This window comes from Geodermatophilus normandii (assembly GCF_003182485.1).
GTDB classification, from domain to species: Bacteria; Actinomycetota; Actinomycetes; order Mycobacteriales; family Geodermatophilaceae; genus Geodermatophilus; species Geodermatophilus normandii.
Window position 1 is genome coordinate 3,983,742 of the sequence record NZ_QGTX01000001.1, and the last position, 17,061, is coordinate 4,000,802.

16 protein-coding genes are annotated in these 17,061 nt (G+C 77.9%); 8 read left to right on the top strand and 8 right to left on the bottom strand.

Annotated elements, in window-relative coordinates:
- Nucleotides 1-263: 263 nt before the first annotated feature.
- Together JD79_RS19205 and dinB are read right to left on the bottom strand one after the other, a co-directional pair.
- Nucleotides 264-695 (bottom strand): DUF3040 domain-containing protein, encoded by a 432-nt coding sequence (locus tag JD79_RS19205; protein ID WP_245900226.1) that lies wholly within the window; start codon nucleotides 693-695, stop codon nucleotides 264-266.
- A gap of 139 nt (nucleotides 696-834) precedes the next feature.
- On the bottom strand, nucleotides 835-2,007 hold the full coding sequence (gene dinB, locus JD79_RS19210; RefSeq protein WP_245900227.1) for a DNA polymerase IV: 1,173 nt from the start codon (nucleotides 2,005-2,007) through the stop codon (nucleotides 835-837).
- A 251-nt stretch (nucleotides 2,008-2,258) separates the two neighbouring features.
- Between dinB and JD79_RS19215 the strand changes: the two genes are divergently transcribed.
- The 3 genes from JD79_RS19215 to JD79_RS19225 all read left to right on the top strand — a co-directional run bounded on the left by JD79_RS19215 (nucleotide 2,259) and on the right by JD79_RS19225 (nucleotide 4,898).
- On the top strand, nucleotides 2,259-2,606 hold the full coding sequence (locus JD79_RS19215) for a BatC protein (protein ID WP_110006814.1): 348 nt from the start codon (nucleotides 2,259-2,261) through the stop codon (nucleotides 2,604-2,606).
- 287 nt (nucleotides 2,607-2,893) lie between these two features.
- Entirely contained in the window at nucleotides 2,894-4,018 is a 1,125-nt protein-coding gene (locus JD79_RS19220; RefSeq protein ID WP_342767668.1) for a cupin domain-containing protein, read from the top strand.
- A 103-nt stretch (nucleotides 4,019-4,121) separates the two neighbouring features.
- A complete protein-coding gene (locus JD79_RS19225; protein ID WP_245900228.1) occupies nucleotides 4,122-4,898 on the top strand; it encodes a sucrase ferredoxin in 777 nt (258 codons plus the stop codon).
- A gap of 72 nt (nucleotides 4,899-4,970) precedes the next feature.
- Here JD79_RS19225 and JD79_RS19230 read toward each other — a convergent pair whose 3' ends face one another.
- The 6 genes from JD79_RS19230 to JD79_RS19255 all read right to left on the bottom strand — a co-directional run bounded on the left by JD79_RS19230 (nucleotide 4,971) and on the right by JD79_RS19255 (nucleotide 12,134).
- A complete protein-coding gene (locus JD79_RS19230) occupies nucleotides 4,971-6,173 on the bottom strand; it encodes an alkaline phosphatase family protein (protein WP_245900229.1) in 1,203 nt (400 codons plus the stop codon).
- The gene (locus JD79_RS19235; RefSeq protein WP_110006816.1) at nucleotides 6,170-6,907 is read right to left on the bottom strand and encodes a methyltransferase domain-containing protein; all 738 of its coding nucleotides are present in this window, start codon (nucleotides 6,905-6,907) and stop codon (nucleotides 6,170-6,172) included. The genes JD79_RS19230 and JD79_RS19235 overlap by 4 nt, the downstream gene beginning before the upstream one ends.
- Before the next feature lie 43 nt (nucleotides 6,908-6,950).
- Nucleotides 6,951-7,433: a VOC family protein gene (locus JD79_RS19240; protein WP_110006817.1), complete on the bottom strand. Its 483-nt coding sequence runs from the start codon at nucleotides 7,431-7,433 to the stop codon at nucleotides 6,951-6,953.
- A gap of 92 nt (nucleotides 7,434-7,525) precedes the next feature.
- A complete protein-coding gene (locus JD79_RS19245; protein WP_110006818.1) occupies nucleotides 7,526-11,329 on the bottom strand; it encodes a DNA polymerase III subunit alpha in 3,804 nt (1,267 codons plus the stop codon).
- A complete protein-coding gene (locus tag JD79_RS19250) occupies nucleotides 11,326-11,817 on the bottom strand; it encodes an SAV_6107 family HEPN domain-containing protein (protein ID WP_110006819.1) in 492 nt (163 codons plus the stop codon). The genes JD79_RS19245 and JD79_RS19250 overlap by 4 nt, the downstream gene beginning before the upstream one ends.
- Complete coding sequence (locus JD79_RS19255) at nucleotides 11,817-12,134, bottom strand: DUF6504 family protein (protein ID WP_110006820.1); 318 nt, start codon at nucleotides 12,132-12,134, stop codon at nucleotides 11,817-11,819. The genes JD79_RS19250 and JD79_RS19255 overlap by 1 nt, the downstream gene beginning before the upstream one ends.
- Nucleotides 12,135-12,366: 232 nt before the next feature.
- Between JD79_RS19255 and JD79_RS19260 the strand changes: the two genes are divergently transcribed.
- From JD79_RS19260 to JD79_RS19280, 5 genes are read left to right on the top strand one after another with little or no spacing between them, the layout of a single operon-like run.
- Nucleotides 12,367-12,900, top strand: coding sequence for a YbaK/EbsC family protein (locus tag JD79_RS19260; RefSeq protein WP_110006821.1), 534 nt, complete (start codon nucleotides 12,367-12,369; stop codon nucleotides 12,898-12,900).
- A 14-nt stretch (nucleotides 12,901-12,914) separates the two neighbouring features.
- Entirely contained in the window at nucleotides 12,915-13,493 is a 579-nt protein-coding gene (locus tag JD79_RS19265) for a GNAT family N-acetyltransferase (protein WP_110007886.1), read from the top strand.
- Nucleotides 13,490-15,130: a phytoene desaturase family protein gene (locus tag JD79_RS19270; protein WP_110007887.1), complete on the top strand. Its 1,641-nt coding sequence runs from the start codon at nucleotides 13,490-13,492 to the stop codon at nucleotides 15,128-15,130. Before JD79_RS19265 ends, JD79_RS19270 begins: the two co-directional genes overlap by 4 nt.
- Entirely contained in the window at nucleotides 15,127-15,948 is an 822-nt protein-coding gene (locus tag JD79_RS19275) for a carotenoid biosynthesis protein (RefSeq protein ID WP_245900230.1), read from the top strand. Before JD79_RS19270 ends, JD79_RS19275 begins: the two co-directional genes overlap by 4 nt.
- Nucleotides 15,945-17,045 (top strand): glycosyltransferase family 2 protein, encoded by a 1,101-nt coding sequence (locus JD79_RS19280; protein ID WP_110006822.1) that lies wholly within the window; start codon nucleotides 15,945-15,947, stop codon nucleotides 17,043-17,045. The genes JD79_RS19275 and JD79_RS19280 overlap by 4 nt, the downstream gene beginning before the upstream one ends.
- Nucleotides 17,046-17,061: the final 16 nt, after the last annotated feature.

Below are 17,061 nucleotides of genomic sequence, written 5' to 3' on the forward strand. Positions count from 1 at the left end.
GAGGTCGCGCTGGCGCAGGCCCGCTCGGGCCTCACCGCCGCGGTCCCGCCCCGCGCCCGGCTGCGGGCGCTGCTGTGGCCGGCGTCGCTGGGCGACGCGCTCGGGGCCGCGGTCACCTCCCGCCTCCCCCGCCGCACCCCCGCCTGAGGCATCCACCGCCTGCAACCGGGCGGCAGGATGGCCGCTTCTGTCATCCGGCCCCGGGAACGCCGACGGCCGCCGTCCCGGGTGGGACGGCGGCCGTCGGCGGAGGTCGGGTGCGGCTACTGGTCGTAGCGGCGGCGGAAGCGCTCCTCGAGCCGGTTCTTCAGCGGCTGCTTGCGGGGCTTGCCGCCGCGGCCGCGGGCGGCGGTGGCGCCGCCACGGGCACCGGCCGGGCCGGCCTCGACGACGCCGGTGGCCGAGCGGTAGTTGAGGACGCCGAGCGCCGCGCCGCCGAACATCACCAGGAAGCCCAGGACGCCGAGCGGGACGGACGGGGCGACCGCGCCGCCGACGAGGACGGCCAGGCCCACCAGCACCAGCAGCGCACCGAGTTGCAGCTTCCGACGGGCCTTGAGCCTGCGGTCACCCGTGCGGACGGAGGAGGCGAACTTGGGATCGTCGTCGACGAGGGCGCGCTCGATCTGCTCCAGCAGTCGCTGCTCGTGCTCGGAGAGCGGCACCGAGACCTCCAGGTGGGCGGAGCCGGACACCCCCGGGTGAGTACCCGGGGGTGCCACCGAGGATACGAGCCGTTGGCGGGGTGCGAAAGGCGAGCGCGCGGGGACCCGTCACACCCGCCCCGTGACCACCCTCACGGGTGGCATCCGGGCAGGTGAGGGGCCCGCCGGGTCAGCGCAGCCGGCGGTCGCGGTCGCGGTGCAGCAGCGTGGCGGGCCGGACCGCACCGGCGCCGAACCGGCGGGCGGCGCGGTCGGCGGCCAGTTCGGCGTCGCGGCGGCCGTGCTCGCGGGCGCCGAGCTCGAGCTGGCGCGGCGCCTGGCCGGCCTGCACCAGCCGCTCGGCGCGGACGCCGACCAGCCGGATCCGCGCCCGGTCCAGCCCGAGGGCGTCGAAGAGCGCGCGGGCGGTCTCGTACACCTCCTGCCCGACGTCGGTGGGGACGCCGAGCGTGCGGCTGCGGGTGATGGTGGTGAAGTCGGCGAAGCGGACCTTGATGCTCACCGTGCGGGTCAGCCAGCCGCCGGCGCGCAGCCGTCCCGCCGTCCGCTCCGACAGCCGCAGCAGCTCCCGGTGGACGACGGCGGGGTCGTCGACGTCGGTGCCGAAGGTCTCCTCGTGCCCGGTCGACCTCTCCGGCTCGTCGGGCACCACCCGGCGCGGGTCGCGTCCCCAGGCCAGCTCGTGCAGGTGGCTGCCGGCGGCCGGCCCGACCGCCCGCTGCAGGGTGCGCGCCGGGACGTGCGCGAGGTCGCCGACGGTGCGCAGGCCCAGCCGCAGCAGCACCTCCTCGGTCTTGGCGCCCACGCCCCACAGCGCGCCGACCGGCAGCGGGTGCAGGAAGTCGATGACCTCGGCCGGGCGGACGACGAGCAGCCCGTCGGGCTTGGCGCGGGTGGAGGCCAGCTTGGCCACGAACTTGGTGCCGGCCACCCCGACCGAGCAGGTGATGCCCTGCTCGTCGAAGACGCGGGCGCGCAGGTACTCGCCGATCTCCGCGGCGTCGCCCAGCCGCCGTCCGGCCCCGCCGACGTCGAGGAAGGCCTCGTCCAGGCTCAGCGGCTCCACGACCGGCGTCACCGACCGGAACAGCGCCATGACCGCCCGGGACACCTCGGCGTAGAGCGCCAGGTCCCCCGGCAGCACGGTCGCCGTCGGGCACAGCCGCAGCGCCCGCGCCGTCGGCATGGCGGCGTGCACGCCGTACGCGCGGGCCTCGTAGGTGGCCGAGGTGACCACCCCGCGGTTGCCCGCGCCGCCCACGATCACCGGGGTGCCGGCCAGCTCGGGGTGGCGGCGCACCTCGACGCTGGCGAAGAAGGCGTCCATGTCGACGTGCAGCACCGTGCACCCCTCGGCACGCCCCGACGACCGCACGGACCCTCCCTGATCGAACACCTGTTCGCACCGACCCGGGGAGGGTAACGGCACCGTGCGGCCGGTGGCGCGCCGTCCCCGCGGACCCTCCCGGCGTGTCCCGGCGTGCCGAGAACTCGCTGGTCGACGCATGTGTGACCGGCCCGTGATCGAGGTAGGTGGGACGCGACCGACCGTCGTCCGGCGGCCGGTCCCGACCCGGATCCCGGAGGAGCCCGATGGCGCTCGACGACGACGACATGACCAGCACGGAGGGTCCGGCCGACAGCGGCGCCGGAGAGGGCACGCCCGGCCAGCACGACGGCGGTGCCGACGGCGGCGCGGACAGCGGCGCCGGTCACGGCCCGGCCGACGGCGGCGCGGCGGGCGGCGGCTCCGACGGCGGGGCTGACGGCGGCGCTGACGGTGGTGCCGACGGCGGGGCCGACGGCGGCGCCGGTCACGGCCCGGCCGACGGCGGCGCGGCGGGCGGCGGCTCCGACGGCGGCTCCGACGGTGGCGCTGACGGCGGGGCTGACGGTGGCGCTGACGGTGGTGCCGACGGCGGCGCGGACGGTTCGGCCTGAGCCAGGACCCGACCGTCGCGGGGCCGGGTGGGGCGCAGGCCCGCCCGGCCCTGCGCCGGTGCACGCACCTCGACCCCGAGGTCTTCGCCGAGGAGTACTGGTCCCGCCGCCCGCTGCTCGCCCGCGCGGAGGACACCGGGGAGTCGTTCACCGACCTGCTGACGCTGACCGCCGTCGACGAGCTGCTCTCGCGCCGCGGCCTGCGCACGCCGTTCCTGCGCGTCGCCAAGGACGGCGCCGTCGTCGACCCGAAGCGCTTCACGACCTCCGGCGGCGCCGGTGCCGAGGTGGCCGACCAGGTCTCCTCCGACGCCGTGCTGCGGCTGTTCGCCGACGGCAGCACCGTGGTCCTGCAGGGCCTGCACCGGCTCTGGCCGCCGCTGATCGAGTTCGCCGACTCCCTGGCCGCCGACCTGGGGCACCCGACGCAGGTCAACGCGTACGTCACGCCGCCGTCCTCGCGCGGCTTCTCCCCCCACTACGACGTGCACGACGTCTTCGTGCTGCAGGTGGCCGGCGAGAAGCACTGGACCATCCACGCGCCGGTGCTCGACGACCCGCTGCGCACCCAGCCGTGGACCGACCGCGCGGCCGCCGTCGCCGCGGCCGCCGAGCGGGAGCCGGTGATCGACGCCGTGCTGCGCCCGGGCGACGCCCTCTACCTGCCCCGCGGCTACCTGCACTCGGCCGTCGCGCTGGGCCGGACCAGCGCGCACCTGACCATCGGCGTGCACTCCGTCACCCGCTGGGCGGCCGCGGAGTCGGCGCTGGACCTGGTGCGGGTGCTGGCCGCCGAGGACCGCGAGCTGCGCCGGTCGCTCCCGCTGGGCGTGGACCTGTCCGACCCGGCGTCGGTCCGTGACGACGTCGCCACCGTCGTCGCCGCGCTGCAGGAGTGGCTCGGCCGGGTCGACCCCGACGAGGTCGCCGACCGCCTGCGCTCGCGGACCTGGTCGCAGGTGCGCCCCGAGCCGGTCGCGCCGCTGGCCCAGGCCACCGCGGCCGCGGCACTGTCGCCGGACACGGTGCTGCGCCTGCGCCGGCGACTGCGCTGCGCCCTGCGGGACGCCCCTCCCACCGCCGAGGGCGAGCGGGTGGCCCTGCTCGCCGGCCGGCGCCGGCTGGAGTTCCCCGCCTCGACGCGCGAGGCCCTGACCGGGCTGCTGTCCACCGGCGAGACCAAGGTCGCCGACCTGGCCGGGCTCGACGCCGCGGATCAGCTCACGCTGGCGAAGCGGCTGGTGACCGAGTCGGTCGCGCTCGTCGCCGACGCGGCCGTGCAGGGCGCCGACGGGTACGACGGCGTCCCGGCCACCGCACCCGAGCCCGGCCCGACCGGACCGGACGCACCGGCCCCGGACGCCGGCGGGGACGATGGGGAGCGTGCCGACGCCCTCGGGACCGGGTCGTGACCGGGCCGCTCCCCCCGGGGTGAGCGGCGCGGTCCCCGAACGTGCCGGCCGGCTGGACGCCACCCGCTGCTCGGTGACGGCCCTGGTCCGGGGGGACTCCCCCGTGGCGACGGCCGGGCCGGCGCAGCGCTGGCTGCTGGTCGAGCAGCCGGGACCGTGGGGCCGTGACGCGCTCACCGGTTCCCGCTTCGACCAGGCGGTGGCCGCGCGGCTGTCGGCCCGTGCCCGCGCCGAGGGCGTGCGCGTGCTGCTCGTGCGCCGGCCGGGTGGGCGGCTGGCCGACGCCGGCCGCCGCTGGGCCTACGCCGACGGCCGCCCGGGCCACGAGGGCCTGTGGTGGTCGGTGCGCACCGACGACGCCGACGTGGTCGACGCGCCGTGGGACGGCTCGGTCGGCGAGCGCACCGACCGGCCCACCTACCTGGTGTGCACCCACGGCCAGCACGACGCCTGCTGCGCGCTGCGCGGCCGGCCGCTGGCCGCCTCGATGCCGGCGCCGGACGTGTGGGAGTGCAGCCACCTCGGCGGCTGCCGGTTCGCCACCAACGTGCTGGTGCTGCCGCACGGCTTCGCCTACGGGCAGGTCACCGGCGACGGCTCCGACGTGGTCGCCGCGCACGCCCGCGGGGAGGTGGCGCTGCCGTGGCTGCGCGGGCGGGCGGGGTGCCGCTGCCGGCCCAGGCCGCCCAGCAGGCCGCCCGCGAGCGGCTGGGCCTGCTGGGGGTCGACGACCTGCCGGTGCGCGGGTCGCGGCGGCTGGCCGGCACGGGCACCGAGGACGCCGACGGCGTCGAGCGGTTCGAGGTGGTGCTGGGCAGCGCGGACGGCGACGTGGTGGTGCGGGTGGAGAGCCGGCCCGCGGACGAGGCCGCGCAGCTGACCTGCCGGGCGCTGCACCCGGCGCACCCGCGCACCTGGACGGCGCTGTCGGTGTCGCCGGTCCGCTGATCCGCTAGCCGAGCGCCCGGCCGCGGGCGAGCAGCAGCGGGATCGCGACCTCGGCCGCGGTCAGGGAGCCGTGGTAGGCCGCCAGCCGGCTGGGCCCGGGCTCGGTGGCCGACGCGGTGACCGCCCACGGGCCGCGGGCCAGCGCGACGACGTCGCCGATGCGGGCCGCCATGCCCTCGCCCACGGCGCCGAAGACCCCGCTGGCGACGGCCTCCTCGCGCCCGGCCACCCACGCCCGGTCGCCGAGGACGCCGCGCCACGCGTCGAGGACGTCGCCGGCGGCGCCCGGGACGGCGTGCACGTAGCGGGCGCGCGGCTCCCCGGCCAGCATCGCGACGCCGTCGAGCAGCGCGGGCTCGTCGTCGACGTCGACGCGGGTGCCGCGGGGGACGTCGAGCATGCCGTGGTCGGCGGTGACGAGCAGGGCGGCGTCGTCGGGCAGTCCGTCGACGACCTGCTCGACCACCCGGTCCACCAGCCCCAGCTGCAGCCGCCAGCTGTCGGAGTCGATCCCGCGGACGTGGCCGGTGAGGTCGAGCTCGGGGGTGTAGCCGTAGACCAGCCCGGTGGGGGACGCGGCCAGCGACCGCAGCACCCCCGCGGCGAGGTCGCCGGCGCTGACCGTGCCCGAGTAGCCCGCGCCGCGGTAGGCGGCGGTGGTCAGCCCGGAGCCGGCGTAGGCGTACGGGGCGACGGCGGTGACGGACAGGCCGGCCGCCGCGGCCTGCTCGAAGACGGTCGGGCGGGGCTGCCAGTGGCCCGGGTCGGGGTCGTCGGCCCACTGCACGTGGTTGAGCAGCCGGTCCTCGCCGGGGACGGCGGTGACGAAGCCGAGGACGCCGTGCCCGCCCGGGGGGACGCCGGTGCCGAGCGTGACGAGACTGACCGGGGTGGTGCTCGGGCACGGGGCGGCGAGGTCGCCGGCGGGGGCGCTCAACGCGGCGAGGGCCGGGGCGAGCCCGGCGTGCGCGCGCAGCAGGTGCGCGCCGAGGCCGTCGACGAGCAGGACGGCGAGCCGGCGGGCTCCGGCCAGGGCGGCGGTGAGGCCGAGCGGGTCGGGCGGCAGCCCGCCGCGGTCGACGGGAACGCCGAGGGCGGCGGCCGCGCCGGGGAGGACGTCGGCGAGGCTGGCCGCGCCGTAGGCCGGCGGGACCAGGTCGGGAGGCAGCACGCCGGGGGGCGGCCCGTCGGGGGGCACCGCCGTCACGGGCGGGTGGCCAGGACGTGCAGGCCGGTGGCGACGTCGCGGTAGGGCGAGGTGCCGGCCAGCGCGAGCTCGAGCCGGCGGACGGCCTCGGGGTCGGCGCCGGAGCTGGCGTCGAGCAGGTCGGCGACCACCGCGACGCCGCGCCACTCCCCCGGCTCGAGGCCGGCGTTGCGCAGGAGCGCGAGCAGGTCCTCGGAGGCGAAGCGGCGACGGGCCGGGCGGGTGCGGCCGGGGGCGGGGTCGCGGTCCTCGAGGAGGGCCAGCGCCTCCTTCGGGTGGCCGCTGAGCGCTCGGGCGAGGACGGCACCGGCCCGGTTGGCGGTGGCCACGCTCACCTGGCCGCCGGGGCGCAGCGCCCGGGTGATCTCGCCGAGGGTGGTGGCGGGGTCGTCGACGACCTCGAGGACGGCGTGGCAGAGCGCGAGGTCGTAGCCACCGTCCCCGAGGGGCAGCTCGTGCAGCAGGTCGCCGTCGCCCTGCAGGCCGCGGACCCGGTCGCCGACGCCGGCGGTCTGCGCGCGGCGCTCGAGGGTGGCCAGGGCGTCGGCGCTGGGGTCGACGACGGTGACCTCGTGGCCGAGGCGGGCGAGCGGGACGGCGAAGACGCCGCTGCCGCCGCCGACGTCGAGGACCCGCAGCGGCGTCCCGCCGCCGGCCAGCGCGTCGAGCGCGGCCCAGACCGCGGCGGTCCGGACGGGCAGGTGCTCGCCGGAGGACGGTGCGGGGGCGGTCACCCGTCGGAGACTAGTGGCGCCGCCCCGCGCACACCGGGCACCGCTAGGCCGAGACCGAGTCGGCGGCCCGCTCCAGGTCGGCGATGACGATCTTCCGCATCGTGAACATCTCCTGCACGGCGCGCTGCCGGCGGTCGGGGTCGGGGTCGGCCTGCAGCTCCAGCAGGCGGGTGGGCACGACCTGCCAGGAGACGCCGAAGCGGTCCTTGAGCCAGCCGCAGGGGGCCTCCTGGCCGCCGTCGGTGAGGCGGTCCCAGTAGTGGTCGACCTCCTCCTGGTCGGCGCACAGGACCTGGAAGGAGATGGCCTCGCTGAAGGACCAGTCCTGCGGGCCGCCGTTGAGGCCGACGTACTCGGTGTCGCCCAGCCGCCAGCTGACGGTGAGGGCCTGGCCCTCCCGCGCGGGGTCCTCCGCGCCGTAGCGGACGGTGCCGAGGACCTCGGCGTCCGGCCAGATCGACGTGTAGAACCGCGCGGCCTCCTCGGCCTCGGTGTCGAACCACAGGCACGGGATCTGCTTCGGCATGGCCGTGTCCTCCTCTGCGGGGCCGGCGGGGTGCCGGCGCTCACCGTTCCGACCGCGCCCGCGGCCGGGACTCATCGCCGGCAGCGGGCCCCCTAGTGGCCGGAGCTGCCGGGGCTGGAGTGCCAGAGCTTGCGCGGGGCCGCCGCGGCGCGGCGGGCGGCGGTCGCGGCGTCCTCGCCGGCGGGCTTGACGTCGGCGTAGGGCGACATCCGGAAGCCGGTGGGGTGCACGAGCACGGGTGTGACCACCACCGGCCGCGAGCCGTGCGAGGCCGCGGCCCCGGCGATCGCCTGGTCGGTGTACTCCCCCGGCGCGGCCATGTGCTCGGCCACCGCGGCCGGGCCGCCGTTCTCCCACGCCTCGTGCAGCGCCGGCAGCTCCCACGCGCCGGTGGCCCGGATCGACACCCCGCGCGGGCCGGTGCGCCGCAGCACCCCGCGGATCACCAGCAGCCACGAGTGGAACACCGTCGCCGCGTAGGGGCCCTGCACGTCCTCGAAGAAGGTCGAGTCGGTGCAGCCGGTGCCGTCGTCGAGGGTCACGAAGACCACCCGGCGTCCCGACCGGATCGGCGGCGTCTGGGTGGCCACCTTGACCCCGGCCACCAGCACCTCGGCGCTGCTGCGGCAGCCGAGCAGCTCCCCCGCCGGCACCGCGCCGATCGCCGCCAGGAACGGCCGGTAGAAGTCGACGACGTGCCGGCTGGCGTCCAGCCCGAGCACCTCGAGCTCGGCGCGGACCAGTTCGGCGTCGGTGAACTCCGGCAGCCCGCTCCCCCCACCCCACTCCGGCCCGGCCCACTCCGGCCGGGCCCACTCCGGCCCGGCCCACTCCGGCCCGGTCTCCTCCGGGCCCGGCCCGTCCGGTCCGGAGTCCTCCCCCGGCAGCTCGAGGCCGAGCAGGTCCAGGCTCAGCTGCCCGACCGCGCCGGCCTTCTTCCCGCTGCGGCTCCACCGGTCGAGCTCGCTGATCTGCAGCAGCAGGTCGCGGCGGGTCACCGACCGGCGCGAGCCGGTGGGCCGGCCGACCTCGCGGTCGCGCACCCCGAAGCCGTAGAGCGAGTCGAACCCGCCGGCCAGCACCAGCCGCTCGACCACCGGGCGCGACACCGAGGCCCGCGACCAGAAGTCGGTCAGCGACCGGTAGGGCTGCCCGGCGACGATCCGCGCCACCTCGTCCTCGCCGATGCCCTTGACGTCGGTCAGGGACAGCCGGATGCCGTGGCCCGACGGGTCGGCCATCGACGGCGGCATCCAGTCCGGCCGCCGCCAGTCCGCCCGGCGGTCCTCCTCGGCCAGCCGCTCCACCCGGTAGGCGCCGGTCGAGGCGTTGACGTCGAGGCCGAGCACGCGGATCCCGAAGTTGCGGGCGTCGTCGAGGATCAGCCGCTTCGGGTACATGCCGGGGTCGTGGGTGAGCACCCCGGCGAGGAAGGCAGCCGGGTGGTGGGTCTTCAGCCACGCCGACTGGTAGGTGGGCAGCGCGAACGCCGCCGCGTGCGCCTTGCAGAACCCGAACGAGCCGAAGGCGACCAGCACCTCCCACACCTGCTCGACCACCTCGACCGGATAGCGGCGCAGCGCCTCCGGCACGAACCAGGCCCGCACCTCCGGGTGCAGCTCCCGATCGCCGAGCGCGCGGCGCGCCTCGTCGGCCTGGGCGAGGTCGCAGCCGGTCATCTGCGCCACGATCTGCAGCACCTGCTCGTGGAAGACGACGACGCCGGCGGTCTGCTCGAGGAACGGCGCGAGGTCGGGGTGCGGGTAGACCGGGTCCCGCCAGCCGTTCCGGGCCAGCAGGAACGGCGTCACCATGTCGCTCTTCACCGGCCCGGGCCGGAACAGCGAGATGTCGATGACGATGTCCTCGAACGTCTCCGGCCCGAACTTGCCGACCAGCTCGCGCTGCCCCGGCGACTCGATCTGGAACATGCCGAGGGTCCGGGTGCTGCGGATGAGCTCGAAGGTCGTCGGGTCGTCGCGCGGGACGGCGTCGATGTCGACCTCGGTGCCGTCGACCCGGGCCACCTCGTCGAGGGCGTGCGCGATCGCCGACTGCATCCGGATGCCGAGCAGGTCGAGCTTGAGCAGCCCGAGCTCCTCGACGTCGTCCTTGTCGAACTGGCTCATCGGGTAGCCGAGATAGCTGCTCTCCACCGGCGTGCGGTCGAGCAGCGTGGCGTCGGACAGCAGCACCCCGCACGGGTGCAGCGCGATGTGCCGGGGCAGGCCGTCGAGCCGGGCGACCAGGTCGAAGAGCAGGTCGAGGTCGCCGGTGCCGCCACCGCGCCGGGACCCCAGCCGGCTGGCCCGCAGCTCCGGCAGGTCCTTGAGCGCGGCGTGCACCTGGTTGGCCCGGACATGCGGGAAGGCCTTGGCGACGGCGTCGATCTCGGCCGGCGGCAGCCCGAGCGCGGCGCCGACGTCGCGGATGGCGTGCCGCACCCGGTAGGTGTCCATCATCGAGATGCAGCTGACCCGGTGGGCGCCGAAGCGGTCGAGAACCGCGTCGTAGACCTCCATCCGCCGGGCGGACTCCACGTCGATGTCGACGTCGGGCAGCTGGTGGCGCAGCGGGGAGAGGAACCGCTCCATCAGCAGGCCGTAGCGGATCGGGTCGACGTCGGAGATGCCCAGCAGGTAGGTGACCAGGCTGCCGGCACCCGACCCGCGCGCTGCCGCCCGGACCCGCAGGCTCCTGATGAGGTCGACCACGTCAGCGACGGTGAGGAAGTAGGACGGGTAGCCGAGGGAGTCGATCACCGCCAGCTCGTCCTCCAGCCGGCCGAGGACCTCCTGGCTGCGCGCCATCCCCCGCCGGCCGAGCCCGGCCTCGCAGCGGGCGCGCAGCACCTCCGAGGCACCCGCGCCGCGCTCCCCGGGCGCGGTGACGACGTCGAGCTCGGGATAGCGCACGGTGCCGACGCCGAGGTCCTCGCGGACGTCGACGGCGCACTGCTCGGCCAGCCGGGCGGTGCGCTCGGTCAGCCGCAGCGCCGCGTCGCGGTCGGGGCCGACGAGGTCGGCGGCGACCTCGGCCATCTCCTTGCCCGACTTGAGGTACCCCTCGGCGGTGCGCCGGTCGACGTGCCGGGTGTCGAGGGCGACCAGCCGCCGGGAGGCGTCGAGGACGTCGGCGGTGGGCGCGTCGAGGGCGTCGACGTAGCGGACGGCGTTGGTGAGGACCGCCGGCACGCCCTCCTCCTCGGCGAAGCGCAGCAGCCGCTGGGCGCGGGAGCGGTCGCCCCGGCCGCGGTGGTGCACCAGCTCGACCACCAGCGCCCCCGGGCCGAACACCGACCGCCAGGCCGACAGCCGCGCCGAGGCGACGTCGGCCCGCCCGGCGGCGAGCGCCCGGCCCACCGGGGAGTCCGGTCCCAGGACCGCGACCAGCCCCGGTGCGTGCTCGGCGGCCAGGGCCAGCGAGGCCACCGGCTCGCCGCGGGTGCCGCGCAGGTGCGTGGCGCTGGTCAGCCGGCACAGCGAGCGCCAGCCGGCGCCGTCGCGGGCGAGGAAGGTGACCCGCGGCAGCTGCGGGTCGACGCCGGCGCCGCCGCGCACCGGGCTGCGGCGTGCCGGCACCGGTCGCACCGAGCCGCTCCCGGTGCGGCGGAGGGAGAACTCGTCCTCACCCAGCACGTGCGCCCGCGCCGGCGGCACGGCCGTGTCCACCCCGGGGGCGACCGCCAGGTCGACCCCGAACAGCGGCCGCAGCCCGGCCGACCGGCAGGCCAGCGCGAACTTGACCGCGCCGTAGAGACCGTCGCGGTCGGTCAGCGCCAGCGCCGTCATGCCGTGCTCGGCGGCGCGCGCGACCAGGTCGGCCGGGTGGTTGGCCCCGTACCGCAGGGAGTAGCCGGAGGCGACGTGCAGGTGGACGAAGGGGTCCCCGCTCACCGCCCGCGCACGGGACGGTGAGCGGTGCCGCCGACCACGCGCGGACGCGGAGCCGGCTCGGGCGTGCGGGCCAGCACCTCCTCGACCACGGTCAGGAAGGCGCCGGCGTCGCGGACCAGGTCGTCGGCCTCGCGCTCGGTGACCGCGCGGGACAGCCCGGCCTCGGCCGCGGCGCGCTTGGCCGCCCCTGCGGCGAAGAAGGTGGCCCACTCCCCCAGCTCCGGGGCGACCTGCTCGAGCAGCACCCAGGCGCTGCGCGGCCGGCGGCGGCTGCCCTCCGGCCGCGTGCGGGCGGCCAGCACGCCCGCGGCGGCGCGCAGCGCCGCCAGGTGGGCGGTGGCGTAGCGCCGGCACGCGTCGGGAGCGTGGCGGGCCTCGGCCAGCGCGCGGGTGGCCTGGTCGAGCAGCTGGGCCGCCGCCGCCGGGAGCGGCGGGGGCAGGGGCAGCTGGTCGGCCGGGTCGTGGGTCATGGCGTACGCGGCGCCCATCAGTCGTGCACCCGCACGAGCGACCAGCGGTTGTCCGCCGCGTCCCAGCACAGGTCGTAGACGCCGGCGAAGCTCGTCCGCGAGCGCCCGGCCCGCAGCGCCTCGACCCGGAACACCTCGCGAGGGGCGACCAGGTCGGCCGAGGCACCGCCGGCAGCCTGCTGCCACCACGGCGCGGTCTCGACCCAGGAGTCGAGCAGCTCGCCGACGACGTAGCGGCCCTGCCCGCGCCAGAACTGCGCGGGCCCGAGCGGACCGCGCTCGACCTGCACCTCCTCGCCGACCCGCTCGCCGACGTCACCCAGCACCCGGCTCATGTCCGTCTCCCCACCCCGTGCCGCTGACGGTCCGGCCACCGGCCCGGGCGGGGAAGGTCCCGGAGCGGTGGTCGACCCGTTCGAACGCGTGTTCGAACACGTCGAGTGAACCCGACCGCGCCGGTCGCGTCAAGCCGGACGCCCCACCCGCGGTCCTCCTGGCGCGGGGTCCCCTCCCGCCCGTGCACCGGACGGTAGGGCGGGGGTCCGACAGCGGTGGCAGGATCGACGCATGAGCCGACCCACCCACCCCCGGGTGGCCGCGATCGCCGGCCTGCTCGCCGAGGCCGGCGCTCCCGGGCGGGTCCACGAGCTCGCCGAGGGCGCGCACACCGCCGCCGCGGCCGCCGCGCAGCTCGGCGTCCCGGTCGGGGCCATCGCCAACAGCCTGGTCTTCGACGTCGGCGGGCAGCCCCTGCTCGTGCTCACCAGCGGCGCCCACCGGGTCGACGTCGGCCGGGTGGCCACCCTGCTCGGCGTGCCCCGCGTGCGGCGCGCCGCGGCCGACTTCGTCCGCGAGCACACCGGCCAGCCGATCGGCGGGGTCGCCCCGATCGGGCACCCCGCGCCGATCGGCACGCTCGTCGACGTCGAGCTCGCCCGGTACGAGCGCGTGTGGGCCGCGGCCGGCCACCCCTCGGCCGTCTTCCCCACCACCTACGACGAGCTGCTGCAGCTGACCGGCGGCACCCCCGCCGAGGTCGGCGACGGCCCCACGGCCGACAGCCCGGCCACCGTGACCCACCCGGCCGCGGTGGGCCCGTGAACGAGGAGACCCCCGTGACCGGCACGACACCCGCGACGCGGGTGACCGAACTGCCCGCCGGCTGGCTGCGCGAGCACATGCACGAGGCGCTGACCATCTACGGCGAGGCGATGGGCTACGACGCCTCGGTGGTGGCCGGCCGCTACGGCTACGCCGTCCAGCACACCGAGCGCCCCGGCTTCCGCGCCGTCGGGGGCTTCGAGTCCACCCCGGACGGCGAGCGGCTGGTCGGCTTCGGCTACGGCTACCTCGTCGCCCCCGGGCAGTGGTGGCACGACCAGGTGCGCGCGGCCCTCGACCGGCGCACCGCCAAACGGTGGCTGCCCGGCGCCTTCGAGGTCTGCGAGCTGCACGTGCACCCCGACGCGCAGAGCCGCGGGCTGGGCCGGCAGCTGCTGCACGCGCTGGTCGAGGGCGTCCCGGCCCCGGTGGCGCTGCTGTCCACGCCCGACGCCGACACCAAGGCCTTCCGGCTCTACCACGCCGACGGCTTCGTCGACCTCGCCCGCGGCCACCACTTCCCCGGCGACGCCCGGCCCTTCGCCATCCTCGGCGCCCGCCTGCCGCTGCGGCCGGGCGCGGGCCCGTCCTGAGCGCGCCGGACCTCGCCGTCGACGCCGTCGTCGTCGGCGCGGGCCACAACGGGCTGGTCGCGGCCTGCTACCTGGCCCGGGCGGGGCTGTCGGTCGAGGTCGTCGAGCGCGACGAGGTCCTCGGCGGGGCGGTGTCCACCGTCGAGCGCTGGCCGGGGGTGCGGGTGGACCGCGGCTCCAGCGCGCACGTCATCGTCCGGCACAGCGGCGTCGTCGAGGAGCTCGACCTCGCCGCCCACGGGCTGCGCTACCTCGACTGCGACCCGTGGGGCTTCGCGCCCGCCCCCGTCCCCGGCGACCCCGGCCCGGACGGCCGCCCGCTGGTCTTCTCCGTCGACCTCGACGCCACCTGCGCCTCGATCGCCGCCGCCTGCGGGGAGGACGACGCCGCCGCCTACCGCCGATTCGTCGCCGTGTGGGGCCCGCGCAGCCGCGCCGTCGTCGACTCCTTCGGCCGCCGGCCGACCCCGCTGGGCCTCGCCCGGGCGTTCTGGCCGCTCGGCGCCCCCAGCGGCGACGCGCCGCGCACCCCCGGCGGCGACCTCGCCGTCGACTTCCTCGGCTCGGGCGACGCGCTGCTCGACCGCTGGTTCGCCAGCGAGCGGCTCAAGGCGGCGCTGGCCTGGTTCGGCGCCCAGTCCGGCCCGCCGGTGTCCGAGCCGGGGACGGCCGCGATGGTCGCCTGGGTGGCGCTGCTGCACGACACCCCGCCGGGCCACCCGGTGGGCGGCTCCGGGGGGCTCACCCAGGCGCTGCGGGCCCGGCTGGAGTCCGACGGCGGGCACGTCACCCTGGGCGACGGCGCCGCGCGGCTGCTGGTCGAGGACGGCCGCGTCCGCGGGGTGGAGACGACGTCCGGACGGCGGGTGCACGCGCCGGTCGTCGTGGCCGCCTGCCACGTGCTGGCCACCCGGGACCTCGCCGGCGACGACGCCCCGCCCGCGCTGGCCGACGCCGCGCCGCCCGTGGGCAACGGCTTCGGCCTGGTGCTGCGCTGCCTCACCGACGCGCTGCCCGGCTATCCCGGCGTCGACCCGGCGGTGTCGAGCCAGGGCCTGCAGCTGCTGTGCACCGACCGCGCGCAGCTGGCCGCCGCGCACGGCGACTGGCTGGGCGGCCGGCTGCCGCGCGAGCCGGTGCCGCTGGCGATGTCCTTCTCCGCGAGCGACGACACCCTCGCCCCGCCCGGGCAGCACGTGGTCACCGTGTGGGGCCAGTGGTACCCCTACGCGCTCGCCGACGGCGGCGACTGGGACGCCCTCGCCGAGGTCGAGGCCCAGCGGCTGGTGGCCGCCGTCGACCGCCACGCGCCCGGCTTCGCCGGCTCCGTCCGGGAGCTCTACGTCCAGACGCCGCTGCTGCTGGAGCGCGAGCTGTCGCTGCTGCGTGGCAACGTCATGCACGTGGAGATGGGGCTGGCCAGCATGTTCTCGCTGCGGCCCACGCCCGCGCTGGCCGGCTACCGGGTGCCGGGGCTCGCCGGGCTCTACCTCGCCGGCGCCTCCACCCACCCCGGCGGCGGGGTCTCGGGCAACTCCGGCCGGACGGCGGCGCGCGCGGTGCTGGCCGACCGCCGGCCGCTGGCCCGGGCGCGGGCGGCCGCCGGCCGGGCGGTGCGCGCGGCCCGTCCCCGGTGAGCGCGACCGTGGGCTCCGGCCTCGCGGCCGTCCGCCGGGCCACGGCACCGGCCGCGCGGCTCCCGCTGGCCCTCGCCGTGCTGCTCGTGCTCGCCGCCGTCGCCTATCCGCTGACCGGCGGCGGCGCCCGGGACGCGGTGTCCTGGACGATCGTGCTGCTCGGCTCGGCGGTGTCGGTGACCTCCGCCGCGGCCGCCCACGGCGCCCGCACCGGGGCGGCGGTGCTGGGGACGGTGGCGGTCACGGCCGTCGCGTTCGAGGCGGTCGGGCTGGGCACCGGGTACCCCTACGGCGGGTACTCCTACAGCGACGCCCTGGGCCCCACGCTGCTCGGCGTCCCGTTCCTCGTGCCGCTCGCCTGGCTGATGATGGCCTGGCCGAGCCGGGTGCTGGCCGCGCTGCTCACCCGCCGGGTGCGGCCGGACCGGCAGCGGACCGCGCGGGTCGCCGTCGCCGCGGCGGTGTTCGCCGGCTGGGACGTCGTCCTCGACCCGCAGCTCGTGCAGGCCGGCTACTGGACGTGGGCCCACCCCGCCCCGGGACTGCCCGGCATCGACACCGTGCCGCTGACCAACCTCGCCGGCTGGCTGCTGGCCGGGCTGGTGCTCATGACGCTGCTCGAGGCGGTCGTCGCGCGCACCGCCCGCGCCGACGTCCCGGGCACCGGCGCCGCCCCGCTGCTGGTGATCGCCTGGATGGTGGCCGGCGGGGCGCTCGCGCACGCCGTCTGGCTGGACCTGCCCGGGTCGGCGGCGTGGGGGGCGGCGCTGTCGGCGGTCGTGCTGGCCGTGCTCGCCGCGCAGGCCTGCCGCCGGTGAGCGGCCCGGCGGTCCGGGTCCTCTCCGGCCTGGCGGTGGCCGGCGCGGTGCACGCGGCGGTCAACGCCGCACTGCTGCGCCGCCCGCCCGCCGACCCGCCCGAGGTGACCCGGCCGGTCACCGTGGTGCTGCCGGTGCGCGACGAGGAGGCGCAGGTCGGCGGCTGCCTGGCCGCGCTGCTGGCGTCGACCGGCGTGCCCGACCTGCGGGTCGTCGTGGTCGACGACGGCTCCACCGACGGCACGGCCGCCGTCGTCCGCGCCGTCGGCGACCCGCGGGTGCGGCTGGTGACCGCGCCTCCCCCTCCGGCCGGGTGGCTGGGCAAGCCGCACGCCTGCTGGGTGGGCGCGCGGACCCTGGACGACGAGGGGTACCTCGTCTTCGTCGACGCCGACGTCCGGGTGACCCCGCGCGCGCTGGCCGCCGCCGTCGCGCTGCTCGACGCGCACGGACTGGACCTGGCCTCGCCCTGGCCGCGGCCGGTGGCGGGCACCCCCGCCGAGCGGCTGGTGCAGCCGCTGTCGCCGTGGCTGTGGATGACCACGCTCCCCCTGCGGCTGGCCGAGCGCTCCCCGCGGCCCTCGCTCACCGCCGCCAACGGCCAGTTCCTGGCCCTCACCCGGCGCGGCTACCTGCGCGCCCGGGGGCACGCGGCGGTGCGCGACGAGGTGGTGGAGGACGTCGCGCTGGCCCGGGCGGTGAAGCGGGCCGGCGGGCGGGCGGTGCCGGTGGGCGGCGCGGCGCTGGCCGAGTGCCGGATGTACGACGGCTGGGCGGCGATGCGGGAGGGCTACGGCAAGTCGCTGTGGGCGTCGGTGGGCGGGTCGACGGCGGCGTCGGTGGCCGCGGCGGCCGTGCTCACCGCCGTCGGCGTCGTCCCCCCGCTGGCCGCGCTGCGGGGGTCGCGCGCCGGGCTGGCCGGCTGGGCGGCCGGCGTGGCCGGGCGTGCGGTGAGCGCGGCGGCGACCGGCGGGCGGGTGTGGCCCGACGCCCTCGCCCACCCGGTCTCGCTGCTCGCCCTGGACGTGCTGCTGGCCGGATCGGTGGCCGGGCACCGGCGGGGCACCCTCACCTGGCGCGGGCGCGCGCTGGCCTGACCCGGGCGAGGATGGG